Raw genomic sequence first — 14,395 nt, forward strand, 5'->3', positions numbered from 1 at the left:
GTGAGCTCCCCCATCCACACCCCCGCCGAGGACCGCTACGAGCACCTGCCCTACCGCCGCGCCAGCCGGTCCGGGCTCGACCTGCCCGCATTCTCCTTCGGGCTGTGGCAGAAGTTCGGCCCCGAGCACGGCTACGAGAAGCGCCGCGAGATCATCCTGCACGCGTTCGACCTCGGCATCACGCATTTCGACAACGCCGACCGTTACGGACCGCCCACGCGCGGGGCGCAGAAGTTCTTCGGCCAGGTGCTCGCGCAGGACCTCGCGCCCTACCGGGACGAGCTGATCCTCTCGACCAAAGCGGGCAACCCGATCGGCGCGAGCCCGTACCAGAAGGGCGCCTCGCGGAAGTCGCTGCTGGCCTCGCTGGAGCACAGCCTGCGCGATCTCGGCACCGATTACGTGGACGTCTTCTACAGCCACAGCCCCGATCTGACGACACCGCTGGAGGAGACCGTCGGTGCGCTGGTCAGCGCGGTCGGCCAGGGCAAGGCGCTCTACGCCGGCATTTCGAACTATCTGCCCGACCGCGCCCGCAAGGCCGCGGCGCTGCTGCGGGAAGCCGGCGTCCCCCTGCTGGTGCACCAACCGCGGTACTCGATCTTCGACCGCAGGCCCGAACGCAACGGTCTGCTCGCGGCGGCCGCCGAGGACGGGTTCGGGCTCGTCGTCTACTCGCCGCTCGCGCAGGGGCTGCTGACTGACAAGTACCTCGTGGACATTCCCGACGGCGCGCGGGCGCGGGACAGCGCGTTCCTCTCCCCGGACGTCATCGACGCCACCTATCGGGAACGCGCGGCCGCGTTGAACAAGATCGCCGAGGAGCGCGGGCAATCGCTCGCGCAGCTGGCGCTGCAGTGGGTGCTGCGGCGCCCGGAAGTCACCTCCGCGCTCATCGGCGCGAGCAGCACCGGCCAGCTGGACCACAACCTGCAGGCGCTGGACTTTCCGCCGCTGACCGAGGCGGAACTGGCGTCGATCGACGAGCACGGCGTGCACGGCACGGGGCTGAAGCTGTGACCGCCCCGATCGGCGCCGGAATCGAGGACGGCCGCCGGTTCCGGCTGAACTTCCTGCTGCACCTGGACTCCGACGTACCGCCGTCGCGGGCCTACCGGCAGGCGGCCGAGATCTTCGTGGCGGCCGAGGAGCTGGGCTACGACTCGGGGTGGGTGATCCAGCGGCATTTCCGCCAAGGCAGGGAACACGTGTCCGCGCCGCTGGTCGTGCTGGCCGCGATCGCCCAGCACACCACGCGGATCGGGCTGGGCACCGGCGTGCTGGTGCTGCCGCTGGAGGACCCGCTGCGGGTCGCCGAAGACGCGGCCACCCTCGACGCGCTGAGCGCCGGCCGCCTCGAACTGGGCGTCGGGTCGGGCCCGTTCCCCGGTGCCTGGGCGGCGTTCGGCCGGGACCTCGCCGAGCGGCACGACCTCTTCGGCGCCTCGGTCACGCGGCTGCACGAAGTGCTGGAGGGCAAGGTACTCAACGACCTCGGCGAGGTGCTGCATCCACCGGGAACCGGTGTGCGGCAACGGCTGTGGCAGGCCACGACGAGCGCCCCGGCCCACGCGCACCGGGCAGCGGCCGCCGCCGGGCGAGCCGGCGACGGACTGCAGCTCTCGCGTGCGACCGCGTGGAGCGGATCGACGGTGGCGCAAGCGCAGCGAGCGCAGGCCGAGTGGATCGGGACCTACCGCGACGCGTGGCACGAGCCCGACCGCGCACCCCGTGTCCAGGTGTCGCGCGCGGTGTACCCGCACCCGGACCGGGCGATCGCCCGCGAGCTGGTGGCACCCGGCGTGCGGCGGTGGCAAAGCTGGCAGTCCCACCGGAGGGACGCGTCCGGCCTCAGCGTGGACGACTACCTCGCCGCCGACCACGCCCTGATCGGCCCGCCCGAGGACCTCGCGACCGAATTGGCGCAGGACCCGGCGCTGCGCTGGGCCACCGACCTCCTCGTCAGCTTCGTCCCCGGCGTCCCGGAACACCAGGAACACCTCCGGCTGCTCACCGACACCGCCCAGCGGCTCGCCCCGGCACTCGGTTGGCAACCCGCGCCCGAGGTGAGCACGCGATGACCCGGCTGCACCTGAACCTGTCGCTGATGACACCGGGGCACTTCCGGCACGCATGGCGGCTGCCGCACGCCGATCCGCTGGCCTATCTCGACATCGACCATTTCCAGCGGCTGGCGCGGATCGCCGAGCAGGCAAAGGTCGACGCGGTGTTCCTCGGGGACGGTCCCGCGCTGCGCGGCGAGATCGAGGACGCACCGGGAACCGGGCTGGACCCGCTCGTGCTGCTCGGCAACCTCGCCGCGGTCACCACGCATCTTGGCGTGATCGCGACGAGTTCGACGACCTACAACTCCCCCTACAACCTGGCCCGCCGGTTCCAGGCGCTCGACCACGTCACCAAGGGCCGGGCCGCGGTCAACGTCGTCACCACCGGCACCCCGGCCGCGGCGGCGAACTTCGGCCGCACCGGGCATCCCGCCAAGGCCGAACGCTACCGGCGGGCGCACGAGTTCCTCGACGTGGTGACCCGGCTGTGGGACGGCTGGGAACCCGGCGCGGTGGTCGCGGACAAGGCGACCGGCCGCTACGCCGATCCGGCGCGGATCCGGCGGCTCGACCACGCCGGGGAGTTCTTCTCCGTCGCCGGGCCCCTGCCGGTCGGCGCGGGGCCGCAGGGCCGTCCGGTGATCGTGCAGGCCGGCGGTTCCGAGGGCGGCCGCGACCTGGCCGCGAAATTCGCGGACGTCGTGTTCACCGTCTCGCAGACCCTCGACGGCGCGGTCGCGTTCCGCGACGACATCCGGCGGCGTGCGGCCGGAGCGGGCCGCGACCCGGACGACGTGAAGATCTCGCTGGGCGTCGTCGTGCTCACCGCGGCGACCGAAACCGAGGCGCTGCGACGGGAGCGCGAGCTGCACGCGACGCTGCCGATCGAGCGGCTTTCCGGGGTCCTGCTGGGCAACCTCGGGCTTTCGCCGGAGCGGTTCGGCCCGGACGACCCGATCACCGCCGCGGACCTGCCGGACTCGGTACCCGACAACGCGTTCTCCAGCGGTTTCGCCGCGTCCACGCGAGCTCTCATCGCGCAGCGCCCGCATACCGCACGCGAACTGGTCCAGGGCAGCGCGGGCGGGGCCGGGCACCGCCTGCTCGTCGGCTCGGCGGAACAGGTGGCCGACGATCTGGCGGCCTGGTTCGCCGCGGGTGCCGCGGACGGATTCACCGTGATGCCTGCGGACACCGCGGTCGATTTCGAGTACTTCGCCCGGCTCGTGGTGCCGCTGCTTCAGCAGCGTGCGCTGTTCCAGACCGAGTACGGCGACCCCACGCTGCGCGGCCGGCTCGGGCTCGCGCACGCCCGCACGAACGGAGCCCTGCGGTGAGCGAGCAGTTCCTGTGGTACATCCCGAACCAGGCCGAACCCGGCCATCGCGGCGACGACGCCGTCGACGGTCACAACAGCCTCGCGACGCTGACCGGCCACGCACGCACCCTCGAGCAGCACGGCTGGGACGGCGCTCTGCTCGGTGCGGGCTGGGGACGTCCGGACACCTTCACGGTCGCGACCGCGCTGGCCGCGCAGACCACGAGCTTCCAGCCGCTCGTCGCGATCCGCCCCGGCTACTGGCGTCCGGCGAACTTCGCCGCCGCGGCCGCGACCCTCGACCACCTCACCGGCGGCCGGGTCCTGGTGAACATCGTGTCCGGTTTGGACAACCTCGCCGCCTACGGCGACACCGAAGGCGACCAGGCGCACCGGTACGCACGGACCAAAGAGTTCTTGCAGATCGTCCGTCGCTTGTGGACCGAAGAACACGTGACCTACCACGGCGAGCACTTCTCCGTCACCGATTCGACGGTCGCGCCGCGCACCGTGGTCCGCGGCGCGCGAACGCACCCGCGGCTGTACTTCGGCGGTGCGTCCCCGGCCGCGGAACAGGTCGCCGCCGCCGAAGCCGATGTGCAGCTGTTCTGGGGAGAGCCCCTCGATGGCATCGCCGAACGCATCGACCGCCTGCGCGAGCTGAGCGCCCGGCAGGAGCGCCGGCATCCGCCGCTGGAGTTCGGCCTGCGGATCACCACGGTCGTGCGCGACACAACCGAACAGGCCTGGGCCGACGCGGAAGCGAGGGTCGCGGCCATGGCGAAGGGCACCCTCGCCCGCGATCCGCGCCGCCAGGCCGCGACCGGCCAGCAGCGGCTGCTGGATCTGGCCGCCCGGGGCGAGGTGCTGGACGACAACCTCTACACCACCCCCGGCAAGTACGGCGGAGGCGGCGCGGCCACCACATGGCTGGTCGGCACCGCGGGCGAGGTGGCGAAGTCGCTGCGGAAGTACCAGGAACTGGGGGTGACGCACTTCGTCCTGTCCGACACGCCGTATCTGCCGGAAATCCGGCGCCAGGGAGACCAGCTGCTGCCTCTGTTGCGCGGGTGAGCCGGGCCGGGGACGCCGGTGCGGACGGGCTAACGCGGGCCTTCCCAGTCGAGCAGCAGGCTTCGCAGGTCGTCGTTGAGGCCGCGGCGGACCGCGGCCGGCAGGGTGGCGAGCAGCCGGGTCTCGGTCTCGGTCTTGGTGCTGAAGACCTCCGCCGCCCGGCGGCGGCCCTCTTCGGTGAGCGTCACGAGGATCTGCCTGCGGTCGCCGGGGTTGACGTCGCGGCGGACCAGCCCCTTGCTTTCGAGGCCGGCGACCCGTTTGGTGACCCCGCCGGAGGTGAGGCGCATGCTCTCGAGCAGCTGCCCCGCGGACAGCCGGTACGGCGCGCCCGACCGCACGAGGGCGCCCAGCAGCTCCACTTCCCACAGCTCGATGCCGAACGCCGCCAGCTCGCGGCGCAACTCCGTTTCCAGCAGGCGGGCCACCCGCAGCAACCGCATGCTCAGCGCCTTGCTGACCCGCTCGTCCTCGGTGACCTCAGTGATCTGCGCCATGACACCGTCGACATGATCACGCGGGCTCGGCATGGCTGGGTACCCTAACAGCAGTCATTATCTTACTGGTCTCGAATTCTTCCCCAGGTGGTCCCGTGAGCATGTCCGTCGCCGCAGCACCCCCCGCCGATCCGCGGCGCTGGCGAGCGCTGGCGGTCTGCCTGATCGCGGGCTTCATGACCCTGCTCGACGTCAGCATCGTCAACGTCGCGCTGCCCTCGATGGAGCAGGGCATCGGGGCGACCGCGTCCGACGTGTCCTGGGTGGTCTCCGGGTACGCGCTCACGTTCGGTCTGGCGCTCGTCCCGTCCGGCCGGCTCGGCGACGACTACGGCCGCCGCCGGATGTTCCTGCTGGGGCTGGCGTTGTTCGTGATCACCAGCGTGCTGTGCGGGGCCGCACCGAACGCGACCTGGCTGGTCGTGGCCCGGCTGGCCCAGGGCGTCGCGGGCGGTCTGCTCAACCCGCAGATCATCGGCATGATGCAGCAGCTGTTCACCGGCCGTGAGCGGGGCAAGGCCTTCGGCGCTTTCGGCGCGACGGTCGGGCTGTCCACCGCGATCGGGCCGGTGCTCGGCGGCCTGCTGATCCAGGGGTTCGGTGCCGGCGAGGGCTGGCGCTACGTCTTCTACGTCAACCTGCCCATCGGCATCCTGGCGATCCTCTTCGGGCTGCGGCTGCTGCCGAAGGACGTGCGCGCCGAACGCAAACGCACCCCCGACCTGCTGGGCACGGTGCTGCTCGGCGCGGCCGTGGTGCTCGTGATGCTTCCGCTGGTCGAACAGGAGGAGCAGTCCGCCCAGCCGCACTGGTGGCTGATGGGCGTCGCGGCCGCGCTGCTCGTGCTCTTCGTGCTGTGGGAGCAGTGGCTCGGCCGGCGGGGGAAGCATCCGCTGGTGAACCTGAAGCTGCTCACCGTGCGCAGCTACACGATGGCCGCCGCGCTCGGGCTGGTCTACTTCGCCGGGTTCACCGGGATTTTCCTGGTCCTCACGCTGTTCTTCCAGCAGGGCGAGGGCTACAGCGCACTCCAGTCGGGCGCCGCGATGCTGGCCTTCGCGATCGGGTCGGCGATCTCGCCCGCGATCGGCGGACGGCTGGTGCACCGGCTGGGCAGGCCGATGGTGGTGTCCGGCACCCTGCTGGTGGCGCTCGGGCTCGCCGGCACGGCCTGGCTCGTGCACGGCTATTCCGGTGGCAGTCTCGCACTCGTGCTCGCCGGGCCGCTGTTCGTCGCCGGTTTCGGCAGTGGATTGGTCATCGCACCGAACTCCACGCTCGCGCTGGAGGACATCTCCCCCGCCGAAGGCGGCACCGCGGGTGGCGTGCTGCAGACCGGGCAGCGGATCGGCGCGGCGATCGGCACCGCTCTCGGCGGCTCGTTGTTCTTCAGCGAGCTCGGCCGTTCGCACGGTGACTACCATTCCGCAGCAACGCACGGCCTGCTCGGCTCGACCGCACTCGTCGTGCTGGCCCTGCTGTTCGGCATCACCGACATCGTGCTTTCACGCGCCCGCAAGCGCCGCGGCGCACCGGCGGCCACCCCCGAGCCCGACACCGGGGCCGCACCGGTCCCACAGCGTCCCGCCGACAGCGTGACCGGCACGGTGCGCGGCCTCCCGCCCGGCGAGCAGGCCGCGATCGCACTGACCTCACTGGACACGCACCAAGTCCACCGCACAGTCACCGGCGCCGACGGCGCGTACGCCCTCGCCGCACCCGCGGGCACCTACGTGCTGCTGGCCAGAGTGGACGGTCACGAACCGATCGCGCGACACGTGACGGTCGGCGCGCACCCGGTCCGCGAAGACGTCGAGCTGCCGCTGTCCGCGCGCCTGGTCGGCACCGTGCACGCGGCCCCGGGGCCGTTCGGGGGTGCACAGGTCACCGTGGTGGACACCGCGGGCCACGTCCAGCGGACCACCATCACCGACGCCGCCGGCCATTACGCCGTCGACGGCCTCTTCCCCGGCGAATACCAGGTGATCGTGACGAGCTACGAACCGGCAGCGAGCCCCGTGGACCTGACCGCGGACGGCCCGGCCCAGTTCGACCCCTTGCTGCGCCTCGCCTCCACCACGGACGGACGCTAGACGGCTGATTCCGTGAAGTTAGTGTTAGTGGTCGTAGGCGATGAGTGATCGTTTGCTGGTCAGGCCGGTGTTCCAGTTGTGCCAGATGCCGGCGGCCATGGCCAGCAGGCGTTGGGCGACGCGGGTGAACACTCCGGCGGGGGTGCGTCCGCCGTGGGCTTCGAGGTCGAGCTGGCCCTTGAGGGTCTGGTTGACCGACTCGATCCGTTGACGGACACCGCCGAGGTTGCCGTTGCGGTAGGTCTCGTCCTTGCGGTCCGGGCGCAGCAACTCCAGCCCCATCGCCGCGGTCAGCTTCTTGAATTCCTTGCCGGCGAAACCCTTGTCCGCCAACAGGGTCTGGCCGTCACGAACGAGGTGGTGGTTGTGCTCGAGCAGGGCGGCCAAGACCTCGCGTTCGCCGAGTTTCGGGTTGGCCAGGCACCACATGATCGGCATGCCGTCGCCGGCGCAGACGAGGTAAAGCTTGAGCCCCCAATACCACCGAGAGTGTGACGCACAGTAGCCGTAACTGGCGTGGCCGGCCAGGTCGGAGCGCTTCACGGTTTCCCGGGACATCCCGCACGGCACCGGGGTGGCATCGGTGATCCACATGTCGTCAAACCAGGACGGACAGCACAGGGAAAGGGCCAGGATGGTCTTGCGCAGCAACGGTTCTGATGCCTTTAACCGCTTGTGGTAGCCGGACTGCCCAGGAAGATGAGCAAACCATTCACGCCACCGGGAGTCGGCATGAAGATGGCGAATCCATCGGCGCTCGGAGTCATACCGCAGCAACACTTGGGCAGTGGCCAGCGTGATCAACTCACTGTCCGTGAGTAGTGGGCGCCGTCCCCGGCCGGTCCGGGGCAGCACCACATGGTCATCGACGAGCACGTACAGTGCCGTCAGGAGGGTGTTCAGGTCGTTCTTCACAAAATGATCATGAGCACCCTCCACTCATGCCCACACTCGGGGCCACTTCACACGACCTTCACGGAATCACTCATCTAGATGAGTGATTCCGTGAAGTTCGTGTGAAGTGGGGTCGCGTCGGCGGCAGAAGGGGGAGGTGCCCAAGGTCGATGTGTGGGCAAAGATCTGCGCTTTCTGCTCGTGCCACAAGGCTCGCCGAGTCGCCAAGACACGGGGTTGCCGCACCCGGATCGCCGCGAGGAGACCGGCCGTAACAGCACCCACGGACGACACCAACCAACCTCCGCTCTACTTACGCTTCCTGTCCGATCAAGCTGGGCTGTCAAGGGGTCCTTGAGGGACTTGGAGTCCCCCAAGGCGACTGCCTGATTGTTTACCTACTTGTGAACTCGGACGACGGCTCGTCGGGAGGTTGAGCAGGGCAGCCGACCGGACCACGCCGTAGTGCGGTTCGTCAGACCTAATCGGTCGTGTGCTCGTCGGGTGTCGGGCATGATGGCTGACGTGAGTGAGCCTGCCGACGCGACCTCTGGTCACGATGTCCCGCCGAGCTTCGCCGATGAGTTGCGCCGGAGGGCGGCAGCTTTCCGGGCGTGTGCGGAGACCGAGGGACGGGCCGCCGGGTTGTTCGCCGGGCTTGATGAGCGAGGGCTCCCCGGCATGGCCGACATGCGGAGCCGTTCCGAGCGTGCTGTGCGGATGCTGACGCAGGTGGCTTCGGTGAACGCCGCGCAAGCACTCGCTTACGACGAGATGATCGCGGCCGGTGGTCCGGACGACGCTCGGGCATACGTTGAGTACGAGGCCACCACACGGCGTCTACTTGCGCTGATGCCCGCCGACACGCTCGCCGACTGACGGTCGAGGCGCGTCGGAAGCCCGATGGGACGGGCGGGACGGGTCGTCGGGGGAACCCGCCCCGCCCTGCTTTGGGGCCGGTGGCTGTCCCGGCCAGCCGGTGAGCGGAGGCTCAGCGGCAATCGTTCGCGCGGGCTGCCGCGACTGCCTTGGACGCGGCACCGATCAGGCGTTGCCATCCGGCGAGGTGTGAGAGCAGTTGGTCACGGCCACGGTCCGAGAGCCGCCATGCTGACCGCCGCCCGTCCGTTGTCGGTCGCGTGGTCAGGTAACCCGCTATGCGCAGCGTGGCCAGTTGTTTCGACAGAACGGCCGGAGGGAGCCCCAGTTCTTCGCGGAGCGCCGAGTAGTCGTGCCACTGTTGGTCCGCCAGGAAGACGGCGATCAGTAGTCGCACTGGGGTCACGTCCGGCGGAGTGGTGTATGAGATCGACTCCGCGTGATCTTGGTTCGGGATTCTAGGCGGTTATTGCCTCGGTTGTCATGAGTGCCTCGCTGCCGGTCGGTGCGGCTTCGGTGGTGACGATGCGGATGCGTGAGCGGGCCAGTAGATCGAGGCCCATGTAGCGGCGGTTCTCGGTCCACTCATCACTCTGTTCGGCCAGGACGGCGCCGACGAGGCGGATCAGGGAGTCGCGGCCGGGGAAGATCCCGACCACGTCGGTGCGACGGCGGATCTCCTTGTTCAGTCGCTCTTGAGGGTTGTTCGACCAGATCTGGCGCCAGACCTCGCGCGGATATGCGGTGAACGCCAGCAGCTCATCGCGGGCGTTGTCGAGGTGCTCGGCTGCGTCGGGCCAGCGCGCGGTGAGAGTGTCGACCACGCGTCCGTACTGGGCTGTGACGGCGTCGGCGTCGGGCTGGTCGAAGATCGTGCGCACCTGCGTAGCGACATGCGGCTGCGCCGACTTCGGAACACGGGAGAGCAGGTTACGCAGGTAGTGGGTGCGACACCGCTGCCACGCCGCACCCGGCAACGCCGAGGCGATCGCCGCCACCAAGCCGGGATGGGCGTCGGAGATGACGAGCTGGACCCCGGACAGGCCGCGGGCGACCAGACCGCGCAGGAACGCCAACCAGCCCGCTCCGTCCTCGCTGGAGGCCACATCCAGGCCGAGGATCTCGCGGTGCCCGTCGGCGTTCACCCCGGTCGCGAGCAGCGCGTGCACGTTGACCACCCGGCCGTCTTCGCGGACCTTCACCGTGAGCGCGTCGACCCACACGAACGTGTACGGGCCCTGGTCGAGCGGGCGCTCGCGGAACGCGGCGACCTGCCCGTCGAGGTGCGTGGCCATCTCGCTGACCTGCGAACGCGACAGCGACTTCACCCCGAGTTGTTCGGCCAGCTTCTCCACCCGCCGGGTGGAGACACCGAGTAGGTAGGCCGTGGCCACGACGGTGACCAGGGCCTGCTCGGCGCGGCGGCGGTGGGTCAGCAGCCAGTCCGGGAAATAGGAGCCCTGGCGCAGCTTCGGCACCGCCAACTCGATCGTGCCCGCTCGGGTGTCCCACTCCCGGGCCCGGTAGCCGTTGCGCTGGTTCGTCCGCTCGCTGCTGCGCTCGCCATAGCCGGCCCCGCACTGCTGATCGGCCTGCGACGACATCAACGCGTTCGCCATCGTCGCGATCATCGTCTGCAACAGATCCGGCGACACACCCGCCGAGGCGAGCTCCTCGACAAGCTGGGCAGGGTCCACACTGTGTGGTGCGGCCATCGTGGTGGTCCTTCCTGGAGTTCCTTGGTCGGTACTCGAGAAAGATCACGCGGTGGCCGTCTCACGTCACGACGCCACGCCGCTCACCAGCGACGAACCCGTACACCACCTCCGCGGACGTAACCCCCACGGGCGGGACCAGGGACGGGTCTACGTCCTCGGTGAAGCCGCTGACGTGAACGAACCTTGCCATCAGGCGCCGCTCAGTTCAGGACTGGTCGGCGTCTGCCGTAGGCAGTCCGTACAGGGCATACCACCTAGACGGCTGATTCCGTGAAGTTAGTGTTAGTGGTCGTAGGCGATGAGTGATCGTTTGCTGGTCAGGCCGGTGTTCCAGTTGTGCCAGATGCCGGCGGCCATGGCCAGCAGGCGTTGGGCGACGCGGGTGAACACTCCGGCGGGGGTGCGTCCGCCGTGGGCTTCGAGGTCGAGCTGGCCCTTGAGGGTCTGGTTGACCGACTCGATCCGTTGACGGACACCGCCGAGGTTGCCGTTGCGGTAGGTCTCGTCCTTGCGGTCCGGGCGCAGCAACTCCAGCCCCATCGCCGCGGTCAGCTTCTTGAATTCCTTGCCGGCGAAACCCTTGTCCGCCAACAGGGTCTGGCCGTCACGAACGAGGTGGTGGTTGTGCTCGAGCAGGGCGGCCAAGACCTCGCGTTCGCCGAGTTTCGGGTTGGCCAGGCACCACATGATCGGCATGCCGTCGCCGGCGCAGACGAGGTAAAGCTTGAGCCCCCAATACCACCGAGAGTGTGACGCACAGTAGCCGTAACTGGCGTGGCCGGCCAGGTCGGAGCGCTTCACGGTTTCCCGGGACATCCCGCACGGCACCGGGGTGGCATCGGTGATCCACATGTCGTCAAACCAGGACGGACAGCACAGGGAAAGGGCCAGGATGGTCTTGCGCAGCAACGGTTCTGATGCCTTTAACCGCTTGTGGTAGCCGGACTGCCCAGGAAGATGAGCAAACCATTCACGCCACCGGGAGTCGGCATGAAGATGGCGAATCCATCGGCGCTCGGAGTCATACCGCAGCAACACTTGGGCAGTGGCCAGCGTGATCAACTCACTGTCCGTGAGTAGTGGGCGCCGTCCCCGGCCGGTCCGGGGCAGCACCACATGGTCATCGACGAGCACGTACAGTGCCGTCAGGAGGGTGTTCAGGTCGTTCTTCACAAAATGATCATGAGCACCCTCCACTCATGCCCACACTCGGGGCCACTTCACACGACCTTCACGGAATCACTCATCTAGAGCGTGGACGGGTGCCAGTTCGCCAGGGCCGAAGTCCACACCGCAGAGTGCGCTGAGCCGGGACGGGATTTCCCCGGGCGGTACGGCAAACACGTGCACTACTCGACGGGTTTCGCCCACGGTTCCTCGCACGGGACGAGCGAGAAAGACGTGCCCGGTCACCGCGTGCCACCACCAGCGGTCGCGAAGCCCGTTGAGTGACGTGTCCAGCGCCGCATCCTGGACCAGAGCGAGTCGGCGCGCCGCCGGGTTCGCTTCGGTCGGCTAACCGGCGCCAGAGCCCCATTTCGCATGGCGACGTACGCCCGACACGCAGCGCATGGCGCGCCGGGGCCTTGGAGCATCGATCCGACCAGAACGTTGTGGCCACAGACTGCCGGATAACGCCCGACTGACCCCTCGTGCCGTACCCGGGCGAATTGTTCGTCGGTGACGGCATGGTCGTGCCCGTCGTAGGCGCAGCGGTGCCACACCAAGTAAAGCGGTTCCGCAGTCACTGCCATGTCCTCGGTCCCCTCCGCCGGCGCGTCCGCACCAGGGCGTCATCTCCATTTTTGGGCCGATATAAGCGTGTACGATGAGCCTATTTCGGCGTAAGGACGTATGCGGGCCAGTAACGGGCCGCTTTGGGGACGTAGGGAGGTGCACGTGGTGGATGCAGCCAAGCGACCACGGACGCTGCTGGAACAGCGAATCTGGGGACGTAACCAGTCGTTGGCCGAGTTCGCGGAATTCGCCGAGGAGTTTGCGCGCAGCTCCGGGGAGCCGGGCACGCTCAGTGAACGGAACCTCAAGCGGCTCGTAGCCGGACGCCGGACCGATGGCGCCCCAGTCGGGCGTCCCCGTCCGGCCACGGCTCGTCTGCTGGAACGGATCTTCGGCACCGGTATAGATGAGCTTCTGGCGTCACCCGAGCGTGCCGCCGGAGCGCAATCAGATCAGCGCGAGCTGCAGACAGCCCTTGCGATCGCCCGGAGAGTCACGCCGGAGGTCGTGATGCTATTGCGCGGCCAACTGGCGGCCGTGCGCAAGCTCGACCGGCAATTGGGCGCAGCTGCTACCTACGACGAGGTCGCGGTCAAGATCGATCAGGTGATGCGCCTGCACTCCCACAGCCTGCTGGCCGGGACGCGCGACAAACTTGCCGCACTCCTCGCGGAACTGAGCGCACTCGCCGGATGGCAAGCCCTCGATCAAGGGTTACGTCCGCGGAGGTGGTGTACGGGTTCGTCGCTGGTGAGCGGCGTGGCGTCGTGACGTGAGACGGCCACCGCGTGATCTTTCTCGAGTACCGACCAAGGAACTCCAGGAAGGACCACCACGATGGCCGCACCACACAGTGTGGACCCTGCCCAGCTTGTCGAGGAGCTCGCCTCGGCGGGTGTGTCGCCGGATCTGTTGCAGACGATGATCGCGACGATGGCGAACGCGTTGATGTCGTCGCAGGCCGATCAGCAGTGCGGGGCCGGCTATGGCGAGCGCAGCAGCGAGCGGACGAACCAGCGCAACGGCTACCGGGCCCGGGAGTGGGACACCCGAGCGGGCACGATCGAGTTGGCGGTGCCGAAGCTGCGCCAGGGCTCCTATTTCCCGGACTGGCTGCTGACCCACCGCCGCCGCGCCGAGCAGGCCCTGGTCACCGTCGTGGCCACGGCCTACCTACTCGGTGTCTCCACCCGGCGGGTGGAGAAGCTGGCCGAACAACTCGGGGTGAAGTCGCTGTCGCGTTCGCAGGTCAGCGAGATGGCCACGCACCTCGACGGGCAGGTCGCCGCGTTCCGCGAGCGCCCGCTCGACCAGGGCCCGTACACGTTCGTGTGGGTCGACGCGCTCACGGTGAAGGTCCGCGAAGACGGCCGGGTGGTCAACGTGCACGCGCTGCTCGCGACCGGGGTGAACGCCGACGGGCACCGCGAGATCCTCGGCCTGGATGTGGCCTCCAGCGAGGACGGAGCGGGCTGGTTGGCGTTCCTGCGCGGTCTGGTCGCCCGCGGCCTGTCCGGGGTCCAGCTCGTCATCTCCGACGCCCATCCCGGCTTGGTGGCGGCGATCGCCTCGGCGTTGCCGGGTGCGGCGTGGCAGCGGTGTCGCACCCACTACCTGCGTAACCTGCTCTCCCGTGTTCCGAAGTCGGCGCAGCCGCATGTCGCTACGCAGGTGCGCACGATCTTCGACCAGCCCGACGCCGACGCCGTCACAGCCCAGTACGGACGCGTGGTCGACACTCTCACCGCGCGCTGGCCCGACGCAGCCGAGCACCTCGACAACGCCCGCGATGAGCTGCTGGCGTTCACCGCATATCCGCGCGAGGTCTGGCGCCAGATCTGGTCGAACAACCCTCAAGAGCGACTGAACAAGGAGATCCGCCGTCGCACCGACGTGGTCGGGATCTTCCCCGGCCGCGACTCCCTGATCCGCCTCGTCGGCGCCGTCCTGGCCGAACAGAGTGATGAGTGGACCGAGAACCGCCGCTACATGGGCCTCGATCTACTGGCCCGCTCACGCATCCGCATCGTCACCACCGAAGCCGCACCGACCGGCAGCGAGGCACTCATGACAACCGAGGCAATAACCGCCTAGAATCCCGAACCAAGATCACGCGGAG

Annotated in this window: 13 protein-coding genes; 8 read left to right on the top strand and 5 right to left on the bottom strand. The window is 69.0% G+C overall.

All coding sequences use genetic code 11. The annotated features are described in order from the left end of the window. From BJY18_RS07025 to BJY18_RS07040, 4 genes are read left to right on the top strand one after another with little or no spacing between them, the layout of a single operon-like run. A complete protein-coding gene (locus BJY18_RS07025) occupies window positions 1-1,020 on the top strand; it encodes an aldo/keto reductase (protein WP_312873765.1) in 1,020 nt (339 codons plus the stop codon). Beyond that, the gene (locus BJY18_RS07030; protein WP_184778718.1) at window positions 1,017-2,081 is read left to right on the top strand and encodes an LLM class flavin-dependent oxidoreductase; all 1,065 of its coding nucleotides are present in this window, start codon (window positions 1,017-1,019) and stop codon (window positions 2,079-2,081) included. The genes BJY18_RS07025 and BJY18_RS07030 overlap by 4 nt, the downstream gene beginning before the upstream one ends. After that, window positions 2,078-3,403, top strand: coding sequence for an NtaA/DmoA family FMN-dependent monooxygenase (locus BJY18_RS07035; protein WP_184778720.1), 1,326 nt, complete (start codon window positions 2,078-2,080; stop codon window positions 3,401-3,403). Before BJY18_RS07030 ends, BJY18_RS07035 begins: the two co-directional genes overlap by 4 nt. Continuing rightward, the gene (locus tag BJY18_RS07040; RefSeq protein WP_184778722.1) at window positions 3,400-4,458 is read left to right on the top strand and encodes an LLM class flavin-dependent oxidoreductase; all 1,059 of its coding nucleotides are present in this window, start codon (window positions 3,400-3,402) and stop codon (window positions 4,456-4,458) included. Before BJY18_RS07035 ends, BJY18_RS07040 begins: the two co-directional genes overlap by 4 nt. Window positions 4,459-4,487: 29 nt before the next feature. On the opposite strand, the gene BJY18_RS07045 is transcribed toward BJY18_RS07040, so the two are convergent. Further along, the gene (locus tag BJY18_RS07045; protein WP_246458791.1) at window positions 4,488-4,955 is read right to left on the bottom strand and encodes a MarR family winged helix-turn-helix transcriptional regulator; all 468 of its coding nucleotides are present in this window, start codon (window positions 4,953-4,955) and stop codon (window positions 4,488-4,490) included. A gap of 101 nt (window positions 4,956-5,056) precedes the next feature. Here BJY18_RS07045 and BJY18_RS07050 point away from each other — a divergent pair, with 101 nt between their 5' ends. Then, window positions 5,057-7,048: an MFS transporter gene (locus tag BJY18_RS07050; protein ID WP_184784471.1), complete on the top strand. Its 1,992-nt coding sequence runs from the start codon at window positions 5,057-5,059 to the stop codon at window positions 7,046-7,048. A 24-nt stretch (window positions 7,049-7,072) separates the two neighbouring features. On the opposite strand, the gene BJY18_RS07055 is transcribed toward BJY18_RS07050, so the two are convergent. After that, complete coding sequence (locus tag BJY18_RS07055) at window positions 7,073-7,963, bottom strand: IS982 family transposase (protein WP_184778676.1); 891 nt, start codon at window positions 7,961-7,963, stop codon at window positions 7,073-7,075. Window positions 7,964-8,458: 495 nt separating this feature from the next. Between BJY18_RS07055 and BJY18_RS07060 the strand changes: the two genes are divergently transcribed. Continuing rightward, on the top strand, window positions 8,459-8,821 hold the full coding sequence (locus BJY18_RS07060; protein ID WP_184784472.1) for a hypothetical protein: 363 nt from the start codon (window positions 8,459-8,461) through the stop codon (window positions 8,819-8,821). A gap of 112 nt (window positions 8,822-8,933) precedes the next feature. On the opposite strand, the gene BJY18_RS07065 is transcribed toward BJY18_RS07060, so the two are convergent. The 3 genes from BJY18_RS07065 to BJY18_RS07075 all read right to left on the bottom strand — a co-directional run bounded on the left by BJY18_RS07065 (window position 8,934) and on the right by BJY18_RS07075 (window position 11,712). Next, the gene (locus tag BJY18_RS07065) at window positions 8,934-9,218 is read right to left on the bottom strand and encodes a transcriptional regulator (RefSeq protein ID WP_184778725.1); all 285 of its coding nucleotides are present in this window, start codon (window positions 9,216-9,218) and stop codon (window positions 8,934-8,936) included. A 61-nt stretch (window positions 9,219-9,279) separates the two neighbouring features. Further along, window positions 9,280-10,536: an IS256 family transposase gene (locus BJY18_RS07070; RefSeq protein WP_184776778.1), complete on the bottom strand. Its 1,257-nt coding sequence runs from the start codon at window positions 10,534-10,536 to the stop codon at window positions 9,280-9,282. A gap of 285 nt (window positions 10,537-10,821) precedes the next feature. Further along, complete coding sequence (locus tag BJY18_RS07075) at window positions 10,822-11,712, bottom strand: IS982 family transposase (protein ID WP_184778676.1); 891 nt, start codon at window positions 11,710-11,712, stop codon at window positions 10,822-10,824. A 729-nt stretch (window positions 11,713-12,441) separates the two neighbouring features. Here BJY18_RS07075 and BJY18_RS07080 point away from each other — a divergent pair. Further along, a complete protein-coding gene (locus BJY18_RS07080; protein ID WP_184778727.1) occupies window positions 12,442-13,047 on the top strand; it encodes a hypothetical protein in 606 nt (201 codons plus the stop codon). Window positions 13,048-13,113: 66 nt separating this feature from the next. Then, entirely contained in the window at window positions 13,114-14,370 is a 1,257-nt protein-coding gene (locus BJY18_RS07085; RefSeq protein ID WP_184776778.1) for an IS256 family transposase, read from the top strand. The last annotated feature ends 25 nt before the right edge of the window (window positions 14,371-14,395 follow it).

It is taken from the genome of Amycolatopsis jiangsuensis (assembly GCF_014204865.1).
GTDB lineage: Bacteria > Actinomycetota > Actinomycetes > Mycobacteriales > Pseudonocardiaceae > Amycolatopsis > Amycolatopsis jiangsuensis.

Excerpts from the sequence above, each read along its gene's own strand:
- BJY18_RS07050 (WP_184784471.1), top strand. The coding sequence starts at position 5,057 with ATGTCCGTCGCCGCAGCACCCCCCGCCGATCCGCGGCGCTGGCGAGCG.
- BJY18_RS07045 (WP_246458791.1), bottom strand. The coding sequence starts at position 4,955 with ATGGCGCAGATCACTGAGGTCACCGAGGACGAGCGGGTCAGCAAGGCG.
- BJY18_RS07035 (WP_184778720.1), top strand. The coding sequence starts at position 2,078 with ATGACCCGGCTGCACCTGAACCTGTCGCTGATGACACCGGGGCACTTC.
- BJY18_RS07060 (WP_184784472.1), top strand. The coding sequence starts at position 8,459 with ATGGCTGACGTGAGTGAGCCTGCCGACGCGACCTCTGGTCACGATGTC.
- BJY18_RS07085 (WP_184776778.1), top strand. The coding sequence starts at position 13,114 with ATGGCCGCACCACACAGTGTGGACCCTGCCCAGCTTGTCGAGGAGCTC.
- BJY18_RS07070 (WP_184776778.1), bottom strand. The coding sequence starts at position 10,536 with ATGGCCGCACCACACAGTGTGGACCCTGCCCAGCTTGTCGAGGAGCTC.